The following is a 14856-nucleotide window of genomic DNA, read 5'->3' as shown; positions in this document are numbered from 1 at the left end:
ACACGACAGGAGCGGAGATCCCATGGCAACGGCAACAGCATCGTCCCGGACGGTCAAGGAATTCGTCTTCGAATGGGAGGGCAAGGACCGCAACGGCAAGACCGTGCGCGGGGAAGTCCGCGCCGCCGGCGAAAACCAGGTGCAGGCCGCGCTCAGGCGCCAGGGCATTCTCACGACCAAGATCAAGAAGCGCCGGATGCGCTCGGGCAAGGCGATCAAGCCCAAGGACATCGCGATCTTCACGCGCCAGCTCGCGACCATGATGAAGGCCGGCGTGCCCTTGCTGCAGTCCTTCGACATCGTCGGCCGCGGCAACGCCAACCCGAGCGTGTCCAAGCTGCTGAACGACATCCGCAGTGACGTCGAGACCGGCACTTCGCTGTCGGCGGCATTCCGCAAGTTCCCCAAGTATTTCGACAGCCTGTATTGCAACCTGGTCGAGGCCGGCGAGGCCGCCGGTATCCTGGAAGACCTGCTCGACCGCCTGGCGACCTACATGGAGAAGACCGAGGCGATCAAGTCGAAGATCAAGTCGGCGCTGATGTACCCGACCTCGGTCATCGTGGTGGCCTTCGTGGTGGTGGCGATCATCATGATCTTCGTGATCCCGGCCTTCAAGCAGGTGTTCACCTCCTTCGGCGCCGACCTGCCGGCCCCAACCCTGTTCGTGATGGGGATGAGCGAGTTCTTCGTCGCCTACTGGTGGCTGATCTTCGGCGTGATCGGCGGCGGCACCTATTTCTTCCTGCAAGCCTGGAAGCGAAACGAGCGCATGCAGAAGGTCATGGACCGCCTGCTGCTGCGCCTGCCGATCTTCGGCACCTTGATCGACAAGTCCTGCGTCGCCCGCTGGACCCGCACATTGGCCACGATGTTCGCCGCCGGCGTGCCGTTGGTGGAGGCACTCGATTCGGTCGGCGGGGCCTCGGGCAACTCGGTGTACGCCGATGCCACGGTCAAGATTCAGCAGGAGGTGTCCACCGGCACCAGCCTGACGACCGCGATGACCAACGCCAACCTGTTTCCGTCGATGGTGATCCAGATGACCGCGATCGGCGAAGAGTCGGGCTCGATCGACCACATGCTGGGCAAGGCGGCCGACTTCTACGAATCGGAGGTCGACGACATGGTCGCCGGCCTGTCGAGCCTCATGGAGCCGATCATCATCGTCTTCCTGGGCGTGATCATCGGCGGCATCGTGGTCTCGATGTACCTGCCCATCTTCAAGCTCGGCCAGGTCGTCTGATGCTGGTGTCGCAGGGGGTGGACGCCGTGCTGGCCGGCGTGTTCGGGTTGTTGATCGGCAGCTTCCTGAATGTCGTGATCTACCGGCTGCCCAAGATGCTCGAGCAGCAATGGGCGACCGAGTGCGCCGCGCTCGGCGGCGCGAACGATGCGCCGGCGATGCCGCCCGAGCGCTTCAACCTGATGGTTCCGCACTCGCGCTGCCAGCAGTGCGGGCACACCATCCGCTGGTACGAGAACATCCCGGTCCTGAGCTACCTGTTCCTGCGCGGCAAATGCGCGTCCTGCGACACCCGGATCAGCCTGCGCTACCCGCTGGTCGAACTCGCGACCGGCCTGCTGTTCGCCTGGTGCGTGTGGCGCGCGCCGGGCCAGTTCGGCGGCCTGGCCTGGTGCGGCTTCGCGGCGGCGCTGCTGGCACTGGCGCTGATCGACTGGGACACCACCCTGCTGCCCGACGACATCACCTTGCCGCTGCTGTGGGCCGGCCTGCTGGCCTCGGTGGCCGGCTTCACGTCCGTGCCGCTGTCGAGCGCGGTCTGGGGCGCCGTGGCGGGCTACGTCTCGCTGTGGGCCATCTACTGGCTGTTCAAGCTGACCACCGGCAAGGAGGGCATGGGCTATGGCGACTTCAAGCTGTTCGCAGCCTTCGGCGCCTGGTTCGGCTGGCAGGCGCTGGTGCCGATCATCCTGATGGCCTCGGTCATCGGCGTCGTGGTGGGACTCGCGCTCAAGTTCAGCAGTGGCCTGCGCGAGGGCGGCTACGTGCCCTTCGGCCCCTTCCTGGCCGGCGCCGGCTTCACGGCCATGATCTTCGGCCCCGACGCGATCCTTCGCGCGGTGGGGCTCTGAAGGCCGGCGCACCATGCGCATCGGCCTGACCGGCGGCATCGGCAGCGGCAAGAGCACCGTGGCGTCGATGCTGGTCGGGCTCGGCGCGAAGCTGGTCGACACCGACGCGATCGCACGCGCCGTGGCACAGCCGCAAGGCGCCGCCATGCCGGCGCTGGAGGCTGAATTCGGCCCGTCGGTGATCGCCCCCGATGGCGGCCTCGATCGGGCGCGGATGCGCGAGCTGGTGTTTGCCGACCCCGAAGCCAAACGCCGGCTCGAAGCCATCCTGCATCCGCTGATCGGCGCCGAGTGCGAACGGCAGGCAGCGGCCGCAGTCGCCGGCCAGACCATCGTCTTCGACGTCCCGCTGCTGGTGGAGTCCAGGCGCTGGCGCACGAACGTCGACCGCGTGCTGGTGGTCGATGCTTCCGAGGCGGTTCAGCTGGAACGCGTGGTGGCTCGCTCCGGCTGGACGCCGGAAGCGGTCCGGGCGGTGATCGCGCACCAGGCCGATCGCAGGCTGCGGCGCGCCGCCGCCGACGCGGTGATCTTCAACGAAAAGCTCACTCCGGCGGAACTCTCCTTGGAGGTCGGGAGTCTTTGGAAGCGCTGGTCCGACGCGGACACGCGATAATCTGCGGTCCGCCGGCGCGTGCGCCAGATAACAAGAATGCGGCGCGGGAACGCCCTGCGGCACAGCTCTCCCCCCCAAGATGCTTTTCAATTCGTACGCGTTCATCTTTTTCTATTTCCCGATCGTTCTTTTCGGGTTCTTTCTGGTCGGCAGGCGAAACGCGCGGGCGGCAGCCGGCTTTCTCGCGCTCGCATCGCTGTTCTTCTACGGCTGGTGGAGCATCCAGGCACTGCCCCTGCTGGTCGGCTCGATCTGCTTCAACTATTGGGCCGGACTGCGCCTGACCCGAGGCCCTGGCCGCACCGACGCGGCCCGCAAGCGCATGCTGGTGGTCTCGTTGGTGGTCAACCTGGGCGTGCTCGCCACCTTCAAGTACGCGAACTTCTTCGTCGGCAACGTCAACGAGGGGCTGGTGGCGGCCGGCATCGCGCCGCTGCCGATGCTGCACGTGGCGTTGCCGATCGGCATCTCGTTCTATACCTTCACGCAGATCGCCTTCCTGGTCGACTGCTGGCAGGACAAGGTGCGCGAGCGCAGCTTCATCCACTACGTGCTGTTCGTCACCTACTTCCCGCACCTGATCGCCGGCCCGGTGCTGCACCACGCGCAGATGATGCCGCAGTTCGGCAATCCGGCGACCTACCGCGTGGACTACGACAAGGTGTCGCTCGGGCTGGCGATCTTCATCTTCGGCCTGGCCAAGAAGCTGCTCATCGGCGACCCCATGGGCCAGTACGCCGACCTGATGTTCACGGGTGTCCACAACGGCGTGCAGCCGACCGTGGTGAGCGCCTGGTTCGGTGTCATGGCCTACACGCTGCAGATCTATTTCGACTTCTCGGGCTATTCCGACATGGCGGTGGGCCTGTCGCTGTGCCTGGGCGTGCAGTTGCCGCTCAACTTCAATTCGCCCTACAAGTCAACCAACATCATCGAGTTCTGGCGCCGCTGGCACATCTCGCTGTCGACCTTCCTGCGCGACTACCTCTACGTGCCGCTGGGCGGCAACCGCAAGGGGCCGGCGCGGCGCTACCTGAACCTGTTCCTGACCATGCTGCTGGGCGGCCTGTGGCACGGGGCGGCCTGGACTTTCGTGATCTGGGGCGCCCTGCACGGCTTCTTCCTGATGGTCAACCACCTCTGGAACGCCAAGGTGCGGCGCAATGCCAAGCCGGGCGTGTTCGGGCGCGTGCTCGGCTGGCTGCTGACCTTCGTCTGCGTGATGATCGCCTGGGTGGTGTTCCGCGCCGAGAGCATGACCGCGGCCACCGCCATCTACAAGGGCATGCTGGGCATGAACGGCGTGAACTACTCGATCTTCAGCGAGTTCGGCTCCATCCCCTACCGCAAGCCCGAGTTCTTCCAGACCATGCTGGTGGGTTTCATCGTCTGCCTCGCGCTGCCGCCGACCATCACGCTGCAGCGCTGGGTGCCGCAGGCCCAGACTCTGGCCGGGCGTCCTCGCCTGGCCTGGGTCTTCACCGCGGCGATGGCCGTGTTCACGGTGATCCTGCTCGGTGTCTGCGTGTCGAAGCTGGGCTCCTACAGCCCCTTCCTGTACTTCCAATTCTGAGATGAAAACCCACCCCCGTATCGGCTCACTTCGTGTAGCCGAGTACCCCCTCAAGGGGGCGACACCAGCGGCCTGGCAAAGCCAGTTCCGCGGTGTCTCCCGCCTCGGTTGTCCCGGTTTCATGCGTCGCGGGTGGCGCGAATGCGCAATGGAAAACTGATATGACGCCCGCAAAAATCTGGCTGCGGATCTTTCTGGCCGGCTTCGCCCTCATCTGCGGGCTGCTGATCGTGACGCTCAAGACCCAGCCCTTCTATGGCGACATGACCCGCATCGGGCTGCTGTCGGAGAACGCCTTCGGCTGGACCATCGAGCCGCCGCAAGTGCCGACCGAGTACCTGCAGGCCTCTCCGGTCGCGCAGGCCGACATCGTGGTGATCGGTGACAGCTTCTCGATGTCGAACCGCTGGCAGTCCGAGCTCACCCGCGCGGGTTATCGGGTCACGACGACTTTCTGGGGCCAGATCAACGAAGCGCTGTGCGGCGACCTGAACGATTGGCTCGACCAGGCCGGCTTCCGCGGCAAGATCGTGATCGTCGAGAGCGTAGAGCGCCTGCTCGCCGACCGGCTGGCCAACAGCCGGACCTGCGCGAAGATGCAAAAGCCCTTCTTGGCCGGCCTCAAGCCCTTCTTCGCACCGCTCGACCACGTTCCGCCACCGGCGATCAACTGGGACGGCAAGCTCACCTCGGGCGTCAACATCTACCGCAATACCAAGCGCGCGCGCCAGGCGACCGGCGACTTCCTGTCCAACAAGCGCATCGTGGTGCGGCCAGTCACGGACGGCTGCTCGATGTTCAGCAGTGCATTGTGCGACCGCGCCCCTTTCTGGCCGGCCGACGACGAGAACGGCGAGCTCACCGTTCAGCAGGCCGCCCAGATACGGGCCTTCAGCGAATCGCAGCGCCCGCGGTCGATCCTCTGGATGGTGATTCCGAACAAGACCACCGTGTATGTCAAGCCGGAACATTCGAAAGATTTCGTGACCGCCGTCGAGGCAGCAGGGCTGGGCCCCGACCTGTTCACGTTTTCGCAGGAACAGAAGAAGAAGGTTCGCGATTATTATTTCCCCAACGACACGCACCTGTCGATGCATGGGCAGCTGGTGGTCGGCCGGCGCATGCTCGAGGCGGTTCGGAAGATCTCGCCCGCTGCGCCTTCGAAGGCCTCTTGAAGCTATCATCTGCAACCGGAAGCCACCACGCGTGATCCTCTACGAGTACCCCTTCAACGAGCGCATCCGGACCTACCTGCGGCTGGAACACCTGTTCCGTCGTCTTGGCGAACTCGTTCCGGCCGACTCGCCGCTGCTGCATCACTATGCACTCGTCACGATCTTCGAGATCATGGACGTGGCGGCGCGCGCCGACCTCAAGGCAGACGTGCTGCGGGATCTCGACAAGCACAAGAACGTGTTCAACAGCTACCGCGGCAATCCGGCGATCGCCGAGTCGGTGCTGGACCAAGTGGTGAACAAGCTCGAAAGCAATTTCGCCACCCTCAACACGGTCCCGGGCAAGGCCGGCCAGGCCCTGACCGAGAACGAGTGGCTGATGAGCATCCGCAGCCGGGCCGGCATCCCCGGCGGCACCTGCGAGTTCGATCTGCCGGCCTATTACGCCTGGCAGAATCGCCGTGCCAACGAACGGCGCGCCGACCTCGAGCGCTGGTCCTCGACGCTGGCGCCACTGGCCGAATCGATCTACCTGCTGCTCAAGCTGCTGCGCGACGCCGACGTGCCCTACAAGGTGATCGCGGCCAACGGCCAGTTTCAGCAGACCCTGCCGCAGGGCCGCAGCTTCCAGCTGCTGCGCCTGCGCATCGATCCCAAGCTCGGGCTGATCCCCGAGATCTCCGGCAACCGACTCATGGTGTCGGTGCGCCTGATGCGCCACGAGGCCGACGACCGGCTGCACCAGAGCACCGACGACGCCCCCCTCGAACTTACGCTTTGCGCATGAGCGCCGCGCCGGGCCGCCCCAAGCAAGCTCGCACCGCAGTGCGCAGCACGGAGCTTTCCCAATGAGCGCCGCCCGGCCGCCCGAAGGCGCTCGCACCGCAGTGCGCCGCACGGAGGTTTCTCAATGACGGGAGTGAATGCCATCGGCGAGCGGATCGTCCGGTGCCCGGCGTGCGGGCAGGACAGCGTCTATGCGGCCAGCAACCCCTACCGGCCGTTCTGCAGCGCCCGCTGCAAGGGCATCGACCTCGGCGCCTGGGCCAGTGAAGAGTTCAGGATGCCGGGCGACGCGCCGCCGGACGACGATCCGTTCGGCGATCCCAAGCGGCAATAGGCGCCAGCTAGGCCGAAGGCGGCTCGAAGGCCAGCCCGCGTTCCTCGGCCAGCCAGCCCAGCACGGGCAGCGCACCCGGCAGCACCGGCGCGACCTCGAGCGGCAGTTGCTGCCAGCACATGGCCTGACCCTCGCGCATCTCGAAGTCCCCGGTCCATGCGTGCACCTTGCACCAGTGCAGACGGACCAGCGCATGCGGGTAGTCGTGCTCGGTGATCTTCCAGACCTCGGCACCCGCGATCGTGATGCCAAGTTCCTCGTGCAGTTCGCGCCGCAGCGCCTGTTCGACGGTCTCGCCGGCTTCGAGCTTGCCGCCCGGAAACTCCCAGTAGCCGGCGTAGGGCTTGCCCTCGGGCCGGGTCGCGAGCAGCAGCGCGTCGTCTTCGCGGATCAGGATGCCGACCGCGACCTCGGTGTGCTTGCGCGCCTCGGTCATGCGGCGCAAGCGCGCCCGGCATAGTCGCGCGCGAACTGGTAGGCGACGCGGCCGCTGCGCGAGCCGCGCTCGAGCGCCCAGACCAGCGCCTCCGGACGCGCCGCCTCGACGGCCTTGGCGTCGACGCCGAACGAGGACAGCCATTGGGCAACGATCGCCAGGTACTCGTTCTGGCTGAACGGGTAGAAGCTGACCCACAGGCCGAAGCGTTCGGACAGCGAGATCTTCTCCTCGATCACCTCGCCCGGATGGACCTCGCCGTCCTCGGTATGGGTGTAGCTGAGGTTGTCCTTCATGTACTCGGGCAGCAGGTGGCGCCGGTTGCTGGTCGCGTAGATCAGCACGTTCGGCGTCGATGCCGCGATCGAGCCGTCGAGGATCGACTTCAGCGCCTTGTAACCCGGCTCGCCCTCGTCGAAGCTCAGGTCGTCGCTGAAGATGATGAACTTCTCGGGCCTGCTCGCCACCACCTCGATGATGTCGGGCAGGTCGGTCAGCTCGGCCTTGTCGACCTCGATCAGGCGCAGGCCCTGCGGCGCATAGGCCTGCAGGCAGGCGCGGATCAGCGACGATTTGCCGGTGCCTCGGGCGCCGGTCAGCAGCACGTTGTTGGCCGGCTTGCCCGCGACGAACTGGCGCGTGTTGCGCTCGATCTTTTGCTTCTGGACGTCGATTTCCTTCAGGGCGTCGAGCGACATCGCAGCCACGTGGCGGACCGGCTCCAGCGTGCCGTGGCCCGAGCTGCGGCGGCGGTAGCGCCAGGCGATCGAAGCGCTCCAGTCGGCCGGCGCCGCAAGCGGCTGCGGAAGGATCGACTCGATGCGCGTGATCAGTTGCTCGGCACGCTGGAGCAGGCGTTCGAACTGGACGTTCATGACCGGTAGTCGGCGTTGATCGATACGTAGTCGTGGCTCAGGTCGCAGGTCCAGACGGTGTCGACGGCGTTGCCGCGGCCGAGCGCGATCCGCACCGTGATCTCGCTCTGCTTCATCACGCGCTGGCCATCTTCCTCGCGGTAACCCGGATTGCGGCCGCCCTTGACGGCCACATGGACGTCATCGAGGTAGAGGTCGATGCCCGTCTGGTCGAGATCGGCGATGCCCGCATAGCCCACCGCCGCGAGGATTCGGCCCAGGTTCGGATCGCTGGCATAGAACGCGGTCTTGACCAGCGGCGAATGGGCGACCGCGTAGGCGACCTGCCGGCACTCGGCCGAGTCCTTGCCGCCTTCGACCCGGACAGTGATGAACTTGGTGGCGCCTTCGCCGTCGCGCACGATGGCCTGGGCCAGTTGGCGGGCGACGTTCTGCATCGCCTCGACGAGTGTGCGGCCCTCGGCGGAATCGAGCGAAGTGATCGTGCCGTGCGCCGCCTTCTGCGTCGCGATCACGACGAAGGAGTCGTTGGTCGAGGTGTCGCCGTCGATCGTCACGCGATTGAACGAAGCGTCGGCCAGCGCCTTGGCCAGCGGCTGGATCAGCGACGGATCGATCTTGGCGTCAGTCGCCATGAAGCCCAGCATGGTCGCCATGTTCGGCCGGATCATGCCGGCGCCCTTGCTGATGCCGGTGACCGTGACTGTCGCGCCGCCGATCCGAAGCTGCTGGCTGAAGGCCTTGGGCACGGTGTCGGTGGTCATGATGCCCTCGGCTGCACGCGCCCAATGGTCGGGCGCGGCGTCGGCAAGCGCCGCCGGCAGGCCGGCCTCGATGCGGTCGATCGGCAGCGGCTCCATGATCACGCCGGTCGAGAACGGCAGGATCTGCTCGGGCGCCAGGTCCAGGTGGCGCGCCAGCGCGATGCACGTGGCGTGCGTGCGCGCGAGACCGTCCTGGCCGGTGCCGGCGTTCGCATTGCCGGTGTTGATCAGCATCGCCCGGATGCCGAAGTTCTGCGCCAGGTGTTCGCGGCAGACCTGCACCGGCGCGGCGCAGAAGCGGTTCTGCGTGAAGACGCCGCCGACCGCGGCGCCCTCGTCGATCAGCACCACCGTCAGGTCCTTGCGGTTGGCCTTGCGCACACCCGCTTCGGCCACGCCGATGCGAACGCCGGGCACCGCATGCAGGGCGGCGGGATCGGGAGCGGAAAGATTCACTGGCATGAGGAAATCCTGGTCGATGGCTGTCAGGTGAGCTTGCCGTGGCTGTGCTTGAACTTCTTGCCACTGCCGCACGGGCACGGATCGTTGCGGCCGACGCGCGCGAAGGCCGCGGCGCCGGCACTGAGGCCGCTGGCCGCCTGGCGACGCAGGCTTTCCTCGTCGACCCGCACCTCGACCTCGCCGGTCTCGGTCGGCGCCGTGTAGGTGATGTTCGCGAGGTTCTCGCCGCGGCTTTCCATCGCATCGGCGGCTTCCTCGAACTGCTCGCCCGACTGCACGCGCACCGTCATGAGCTGGCGCGTGACCTCGTTCTTGACCGAGTCGAGCAGCTGGCCGAAGAGCTCGAATGCCTCGCGCTTGTACTCCTGCTTGGGCTGCTTCTGCGCATAGCCGCGCAGGTGGATGCCCTGGCGCAGGTAGTCCAGCGACGCCAGGTGCTCGCGCCAGTGGGTGTCGATGCTCTGCAGCAGCACCATGCGCTCGAACTGGGTGAAATTCTCCTGGCCGATCAGGGCCAGCTTGGCGTTGAAGGCCTCGTTGCTGGCGGCGACCACCTTCTCGACGACATCCTCGTCGCCGATCGCGGTCGCGGCCTCGACCTCCTTCTGCAGCGGGATCTCGAGGGCCCACTCGTCGGCCAGCGCCTTCTCCAGGGCGGCGAGCTGCCACTGCTCCTCGACCGATTCGGCCGGCACGTACTGGCGCACGAGGTCGGTGAAACAGCCCTCGCGCAGCGCCTCGATCTGGGCCGTGAGGTCGCTCGCGTCGAGGATGTCGTTGCGCTGCTGGTAGATCACCTTGCGCTGGTCGTTCGAGACGTCGTCGTACTCGAGCAGCTGCTTGCGGACGTCGAAGTTGCGCGCCTCGACCTTGCGCTGCGCGCTCTCGATGCTTCGGGTCACGATGCCGGCCTCGATCGCCTCGCCGTCGGGCATCTTGAGGCGGTCCATGATGGCCTTCACGCGGTCGCCCGCGAAGATGCGCATCAGCGGGTCGTCCAGGCCCAGGTAGAAGCGCGAGGAGCCGGGGTCGCCCTGGCGCCCCGAGCGGCCGCGCAGCTGGTTGTCGATGCGCCGCGACTCGTGGCGCTCGGTGGCGATGATGCGCAGGCCGCCGAGCGACTTCACGAATTCGTGGTCCTTCTCCCACTGGTCGCGCAAGCGGGCGGTCTCGGCTGCCCTGGCGGCGGAATCGAGCGACTCGTCCGCCTCCACCGCCTCGATCGTCTTGTCGACATTGCCGCCGAGCACGATGTCGGTCCCGCGGCCCGCCATGTTGGTGGCAATCGTGATCATCTTGGCGCGGCCCGCCTGGGCCACGATTTCGGCTTCGCGCGCATGCTGCTTGGCGTTCAGCACCTGGTGCGGCAGCCCGGCCTTTTCCAGGAGGCCGTCGATGATCTCGGAGTTCTCGATCGACGAGGTGCCCACCAGCACCGGCTGGCCGCGCTCGTAGCACTCGCGGATGTCCTGGATCGCAGCCTCGTACTTCTCGCGCGTGGTCTTGTACACGCGGTCGAGCTGGTCCTCGCGCCTGCTCTGCCGGTTCGGCGGGATGATCACGGTCTCGAGCCCGTAGATCTCCTGGAACTCGTAGGCCTCGGTGTCGGCCGTGCCGGTCATGCCGGCGAGATTGGTGTAGAGGCGGAAATAGTTCTGGAAGGTGATCGAGGCCAGGGTCTGGTTCTCGGACTGGATCTCGACGCCTTCCTTGGCCTCGACGGCCTGGTGCAGGCCATCGCTCCAGCGGCGGCCGGTCATCAGGCGGCCGGTGAATTCGTCGACGATCACGACCTCGCCCTGCTGCACCACGTAGTGCTGGTCGCGGTGGTAGAGATGGCGCGCCCGCAGCGCCGCATTCAGGTGATGCATCAGCGTGATGTTGGCCGGGTCGTACAGCGACGCGCCCTCGGGCAGCAGCTTGAACTCGGACAGCAGCTGCTCGGCCTTCTCGTGGCCGTCCTCGGTCAGGAACACCTGGTGGGTCTTCTCGTCGACCGTGAAATCGCCCGGCTTGGTGACGCCCTCGCCGGTGCGCGGATCGGCCTCGCCTTCCTGCTTGACCAGCAGCGGCACGACCTTGTTGATCGCCAGATAGAGGTCGGTGTGGTCCTCGGCCTGGCCGCTGATGATCAGCGGCGTGCGCGCCTCGTCGATCAGGATCGAGTCGACCTCGTCGACGATCGCGTAGTTCAGCCCGCGCTGGACCCGGTCGCCCGGCTCGTACACCATGTTGTCGCGCAGGTAGTCGAAGCCGTACTCGTTGTTGGTGCCGTAGGTGATGTCGCTGCCGTAGGCCTGCTGCTTTTCCTCGCGCGGCATCTGCGGCAGGTTGATGCCGACCGAGAGGCCGAGGTAGTTGTAGAGCCGGCCCATCCACTTGGCATCCCGGCTGGCGAGGTAGTCGTTGACCGTGACCACGTGCACGCCCTTGCCCGTGAGCGCGTTCAGGTAGACCGGCAGCGTTGCCGTCAGGGTCTTGCCCTCGCCGGTGCGCATCTCGGAGATCTTGCCGTTGTGCAGGGCCATGCCGCCGAGCAACTGGACGTCGAAGTGGCGCATCTTCATGATCCGCTTCGAGCCCTCGCGCACCGTGGCGAAGGCCTCGGGCAGCAGATCGTCGAGCGACTCGCCCTTGGCGACACGGGCCTTGAACTCCTGCGTCTTGGCGCGCAGGGCCTCGTCGTCGAGCTTCTCGAAGGACGGCTCCAGCGCATTGATGCGTTCGACCGTCTTGCGATACTGCTTCAGGAGCCGGTCATTGCGACTGCCGAAAATTTGGGTCAGGAAGTTGGTGGCCATGAATGGAGATCGATGCACACTCGCTGGATGCGGGTGCCTCGACCGAAATCCCTAAGATAGACGGAGAACGAACTTGGGCGCGCTTTGCCAAAAGGCAAGCGGGCCGGCCCGCAGGATTGCCGGCAAACCACTGATTTTAGCCGGTGTGCCCGAAGCTTCCCGACCCCTGTCCATTGCCGATGAATCGCCGCTATCACGCCGTCACCCTGTTCGAGGCCACCGAGGGCTCGCCCACCCTTGCGAGCCTGGCCGCGCGAGCGCGCGACGCCAACGAGCGTCTGGCCGCAGTGCAGGATTTGATCCCGCCGGAGATGCGCCCCGCGATTCTGGCGGGTCCTGCCGAGGGCGATGTCTGGTGCATGCTGGTGAACGGCAGCGCGGCGGCGGCCAAGCTGCGTCAGCTGGCGCCCATGCTGCAGGCGCGGCTGAAATCGCGCGGCTGGGATGTGGCGACGATCCGGATCAAGGTGATGTCGCGGCGCTGACCCCCGCCCGGCCGCCTCAGAGCTGCCCGATCGCGAGGCCCAGCGTGAGGGCCACGGAGGCTCCGAAAATGGCCAGTCCGACGCTGCGGCGCCGATGGGTCAGCATCCACAGCGCGACGCCCGAGATCGACAGAAAGATCAGGCTGCCGGCCAGGGTGTCGACGAGCAGGATCCACGCCACCGGCATGCCGGTGCCCTTGTGCATGTTGGCCAGTGTGGCGACGAAGCCGCCGTGCGTGGTCGTGACGCCGACCGAGCGGTTGCCCCGCCAGTAGTCGGCCTGGACGATGGCATCGGGCCCGCCGAAGTTGAACACCCAGCGTTCGGGCTGCATCAGCGGATCGGCCTTGCCTTTTTCGGCCCAGGCGACCGCTCGCGCAGGCTCGGTGCGAATCGAATTCGGCGGGCCGGCCTGCGCCAGCGCGCCCTGCAGCCAGAGCGCCATGTCCTGCGCGCTGGCAGGCGCCGGATCGGGCAGTGCGAGCTGGGCGTTGACGCGCTGCTGTGCCATCGGCAGCTTCAGCACCGCGCGGTGGTTGAGCCAGATCCCGGCGATGCCGAAGATCAGGCCCAGGATCGCGCCCCAGAGGCCGATCCAGCCGTGGGTCTTGCGGATCCATTGGACGAGCACGATTCGGCGCTGTGTCGTGGAACGGCTGGCCTGGAGGAGGACGGTCGCGTTCGTTGCGTGGGTCATGAATCGGGATGGTGCCGCTTGTCGGAATCGTAAATCGACCCGCAAGCCGCATGGATGCTAGAAAGTTTGCCGATCCTTCGAATATGTACCAGCATTGGTACCAACAAAATGCAAAGTGCCTCGGCGCGTGGTGCCGATGGCGCACGGTAGGCCTTAGGAACGCTTGGCCGGGATAGTAACGCACGCCCGCCGGCCCACGAGCGCCGCCACCGCGAAGACCTTCGCCGTCAGAATGCCGGCCATGACCGCGCCACGCCCCACCATGACCGAAGACCTGCGCCACCAGTTCGAACTGCTGCAGAACGAGGTCAGCACGCTTGTGCACCACTTCGATGAACACGAGGCCCTGTTCGCCAAGTCGAAGGATCGCATTGACCTGCTGAACGAAACGGCACCTGTCTTCTTCCGCATGGTCTGCGACGTGCTCTGGGCCGACCTGTTGATGCAGGTGTCGTGCATCACGGGGCCGGCCCACACCGTCATGCGCAAGTCCACGGCCGAGAACCTCTCGCTGCGGCGCCTGCCCGCCCTGGTGCACCCGTCGTTCCAGACCGAGGTACAGGCCGCCGTCGACACCGCCGTCGCGCGCGCCGAATTCACGACCGCTGGCCGGAACAAGTTCTACAGCCACCGCGATCTGCCGACCGCCCTCGACGCGAATGCCCTCGGCCTGACCCTCGGCAGCCGCAAACAGATGCACGAAGCGATCCTGGCAGCCGAGGCGGTCATGCACACCGTAGCGCGCGCCTACGGCCAGCCCCCGGTCACGTTCTTGCCGCACGTCGGCTGGGGCATCGCCGAAGACCTCGTGGAACTCCTGCAGAAGGGGCACGAGGTCAGCCAGCAGGAAAACGCAGCACGCAGGGCCACGGGCGCGAGCGGGGGCGCGTCGTGACAGCACCATACGCAGGAAACTTGGTGCGCCCTTGAAAGCGCCTTGAACCCGCCCCGTGCGGGTTCTTTTTTGCCCGCGAGGTACCCGTGCTACTTCGGCGCCAAGGGGCTGGCTGCTGGCGCCCCAGGCCGGACCGGTGCGGCCGTGGCGGCAGCGTCGGCACGAGGAACGGGCGGCAGCCACGTCGTGCGCAGCACCGCCCGCGTCACCACGCCGATCGCGGTGAGCCCGAACAGCATCTGCACCACGGCCGACCACACGACGGTCGCAACCATGCGGGCCATCGACTTGCTGAACGGCGCGAGGCCATGTTCAAGCATCTGGTCGTAGTTGCGCCGCAGGAAACCTTTCATCGGCCACGGGAAGGCCGCGACCAATCCGTCCATCAGTTGAATGGTTTCGGCCCTGTTGAGGTCCTGCAGTTCGAGTTCGCGGCCGATCTTGCCCCCCGCGACCCCTGCCTGCACCAACGTCGAGAAGAACTGCTGCACTGCATGCGCCACGGCCGCCAAGAAGAACAACAGCACGACCGCATGCGCGGCGCCGGTGCCGATCACGCCCACCGCCTTGTCGTAGTTTGAAACCAGCAGCGCCACCACGGCCGCGAAGCCGGTCAGCAGCCAGCCGGCGGGCTTCTCCCACTTTTCCGTGACCGTGCCAGCCACGCCGACCAGCATCTGGTGCGTCACGCTGGGCATGAAGGGCCTGGGTTCCGCCGCCCCGACGGGCGCCGACCGCTGGTACTTGAACTCGAAGACGCCGGGCCGGTACGCGGAGGCGAAGCGGGCGCTGGCCGCGTTGGCTGGTGGGGGTGTCGGGGGCATGCGGCGGATTGTGCGCGAGGCCGTTGCAGAGCGGTC

General features: G+C 66.5%; 15 protein-coding genes. 9 read left to right on the top strand and 6 right to left on the bottom strand.

What is annotated here, in order from left to right:
* The first annotated feature begins 22 nt into the window (after window positions 1-22).
* The 7 genes from AC1DYD_RS00800 (at window position 23) to AC1DYD_RS00770 (ending at window position 6581) form a co-directional block, all read left to right on the top strand.
* A complete protein-coding gene (locus AC1DYD_RS00800; protein ID WP_478170846.1) occupies window positions 23-1246 on the top strand; it encodes a type II secretion system F family protein in 1224 nt (407 codons plus the stop codon).
* Window positions 1246-2097 (top strand): prepilin peptidase, encoded by an 852-nt coding sequence (locus tag AC1DYD_RS00795; RefSeq protein ID WP_478170845.1) that lies wholly within the window; start codon window positions 1246-1248, stop codon window positions 2095-2097. The genes AC1DYD_RS00800 and AC1DYD_RS00795 overlap by 1 nt, the downstream gene beginning before the upstream one ends.
* Window positions 2098-2110: 13 nt before the next feature.
* Window positions 2111-2713, top strand: a complete 603-nt coding sequence (gene coaE / locus AC1DYD_RS00790) for a dephospho-CoA kinase (RefSeq protein ID WP_478170844.1) — start codon at window positions 2111-2113, stop codon at window positions 2711-2713.
* A gap of 79 nt (window positions 2714-2792) precedes the next feature.
* Window positions 2793-4286: an MBOAT family O-acyltransferase gene (locus AC1DYD_RS00785; protein ID WP_478170843.1), complete on the top strand. Its 1494-nt coding sequence runs from the start codon at window positions 2793-2795 to the stop codon at window positions 4284-4286.
* Window positions 4287-4447: 161 nt separating this feature from the next.
* Complete coding sequence (locus tag AC1DYD_RS00780; RefSeq protein ID WP_478170842.1) at window positions 4448-5461, top strand: hypothetical protein; 1014 nt, start codon at window positions 4448-4450, stop codon at window positions 5459-5461.
* 31 nt (window positions 5462-5492) lie between these two features.
* Window positions 5493-6248: a cell division protein ZapD gene (gene zapD, locus AC1DYD_RS00775; RefSeq protein ID WP_478170841.1), complete on the top strand. Its 756-nt coding sequence runs from the start codon at window positions 5493-5495 to the stop codon at window positions 6246-6248.
* Between the two features lie 123 nt (window positions 6249-6371).
* The gene (locus tag AC1DYD_RS00770; RefSeq protein ID WP_478170840.1) at window positions 6372-6581 is read left to right on the top strand and encodes a DNA gyrase inhibitor YacG; all 210 of its coding nucleotides are present in this window, start codon (window positions 6372-6374) and stop codon (window positions 6579-6581) included.
* Between the two features lie 7 nt (window positions 6582-6588).
* Here AC1DYD_RS00770 and AC1DYD_RS00765 read toward each other — a convergent pair whose 3' ends face one another.
* From AC1DYD_RS00765 to secA, 4 genes are read right to left on the bottom strand one after another with little or no spacing between them, the layout of a single operon-like run.
* Complete coding sequence (locus AC1DYD_RS00765) at window positions 6589-7017, bottom strand: NUDIX domain-containing protein (RefSeq protein WP_478170839.1); 429 nt, start codon at window positions 7015-7017, stop codon at window positions 6589-6591.
* A complete protein-coding gene (locus AC1DYD_RS00760) occupies window positions 7014-7892 on the bottom strand; it encodes an ATP-binding protein (RefSeq protein ID WP_478170838.1) in 879 nt (292 codons plus the stop codon). Before AC1DYD_RS00760 ends, AC1DYD_RS00765 begins: the two co-directional genes overlap by 4 nt.
* Window positions 7889-9118: a bifunctional glutamate N-acetyltransferase/amino-acid acetyltransferase ArgJ gene (gene argJ, locus AC1DYD_RS00755; RefSeq protein WP_478170837.1), complete on the bottom strand. Its 1230-nt coding sequence runs from the start codon at window positions 9116-9118 to the stop codon at window positions 7889-7891. Before argJ ends, AC1DYD_RS00760 begins: the two co-directional genes overlap by 4 nt.
* Before the next feature lie 23 nt (window positions 9119-9141).
* Window positions 9142-11919: a preprotein translocase subunit SecA gene (gene secA / locus AC1DYD_RS00750; RefSeq protein WP_478170836.1), complete on the bottom strand. Its 2778-nt coding sequence runs from the start codon at window positions 11917-11919 to the stop codon at window positions 9142-9144.
* Between the two features lie 179 nt (window positions 11920-12098).
* Here secA and AC1DYD_RS00745 point away from each other — a divergent pair, with 179 nt between their 5' ends.
* On the top strand, window positions 12099-12404 hold the full coding sequence (locus AC1DYD_RS00745) for a hypothetical protein (protein WP_478170835.1): 306 nt from the start codon (window positions 12099-12101) through the stop codon (window positions 12402-12404).
* Window positions 12405-12420: 16 nt separating this feature from the next.
* Here the strand turns inward: AC1DYD_RS00745 and AC1DYD_RS00740 are convergent, their stop codons facing one another.
* Window positions 12421-13101 (bottom strand): PepSY-associated TM helix domain-containing protein, encoded by a 681-nt coding sequence (locus AC1DYD_RS00740; RefSeq protein WP_478170834.1) that lies wholly within the window; start codon window positions 13099-13101, stop codon window positions 12421-12423.
* Between the two features lie 262 nt (window positions 13102-13363).
* Here AC1DYD_RS00740 and AC1DYD_RS00735 point away from each other — a divergent pair, with 262 nt between their 5' ends.
* The gene (locus tag AC1DYD_RS00735) at window positions 13364-13996 is read left to right on the top strand and encodes an AbiU2 domain-containing protein (protein WP_478170833.1); all 633 of its coding nucleotides are present in this window, start codon (window positions 13364-13366) and stop codon (window positions 13994-13996) included.
* Between the two features lie 89 nt (window positions 13997-14085).
* Here AC1DYD_RS00735 and AC1DYD_RS00730 read toward each other — a convergent pair whose 3' ends face one another.
* Window positions 14086-14820: a hypothetical protein gene (locus AC1DYD_RS00730; RefSeq protein WP_478170832.1), complete on the bottom strand. Its 735-nt coding sequence runs from the start codon at window positions 14818-14820 to the stop codon at window positions 14086-14088.
* Between the last annotated feature and the right edge of the window lie 36 nt (window positions 14821-14856).

The organism is Variovorax sp. P4_B11, assembly GCF_056402355.1.
Note: the sequence above shows the minus strand (reverse complement) of the source record. Positions and strands in the feature narration are given on the sequence as shown.

Bases quoted from the DNA above. Each gene is read 5' to 3' on its own strand.
- AC1DYD_RS00800 (WP_478170846.1), top strand. From the start codon at position 23: ATGGCAACGGCAACAGCATCGTCCCGGACGGTCAAGGAATTCGTCTTC.
- AC1DYD_RS00795 (WP_478170845.1), top strand. From the start codon at position 1,246: ATGCTGGTGTCGCAGGGGGTGGACGCCGTGCTGGCCGGCGTGTTCGGG.
- coaE (WP_478170844.1), top strand. From the start codon at position 2,111: ATGCGCATCGGCCTGACCGGCGGCATCGGCAGCGGCAAGAGCACCGTG.
- AC1DYD_RS00785 (WP_478170843.1), top strand. From the start codon at position 2,793: ATGCTTTTCAATTCGTACGCGTTCATCTTTTTCTATTTCCCGATCGTT.
- AC1DYD_RS00780 (WP_478170842.1), top strand. From the start codon at position 4,448: ATGACGCCCGCAAAAATCTGGCTGCGGATCTTTCTGGCCGGCTTCGCC.
- AC1DYD_RS00770 (WP_478170840.1), top strand. From the start codon at position 6,372: ATGACGGGAGTGAATGCCATCGGCGAGCGGATCGTCCGGTGCCCGGCG.
- AC1DYD_RS00765 (WP_478170839.1), bottom strand. From the start codon at position 7,017: ATGACCGAGGCGCGCAAGCACACCGAGGTCGCGGTCGGCATCCTGATC.
- AC1DYD_RS00760 (WP_478170838.1), bottom strand. From the start codon at position 7,892: ATGAACGTCCAGTTCGAACGCCTGCTCCAGCGTGCCGAGCAACTGATC.
- argJ (WP_478170837.1), bottom strand. From the start codon at position 9,118: ATGCCAGTGAATCTTTCCGCTCCCGATCCCGCCGCCCTGCATGCGGTG.
- secA (WP_478170836.1), bottom strand. From the start codon at position 11,919: ATGGCCACCAACTTCCTGACCCAAATTTTCGGCAGTCGCAATGACCGG.
- AC1DYD_RS00745 (WP_478170835.1), top strand. From the start codon at position 12,099: ATGAATCGCCGCTATCACGCCGTCACCCTGTTCGAGGCCACCGAGGGC.
- AC1DYD_RS00740 (WP_478170834.1), bottom strand. From the start codon at position 13,101: ATGACCCACGCAACGAACGCGACCGTCCTCCTCCAGGCCAGCCGTTCC.
- AC1DYD_RS00735 (WP_478170833.1), top strand. From the start codon at position 13,364: ATGACCGAAGACCTGCGCCACCAGTTCGAACTGCTGCAGAACGAGGTC.
- AC1DYD_RS00730 (WP_478170832.1), bottom strand. From the start codon at position 14,820: ATGCCCCCGACACCCCCACCAGCCAACGCGGCCAGCGCCCGCTTCGCC.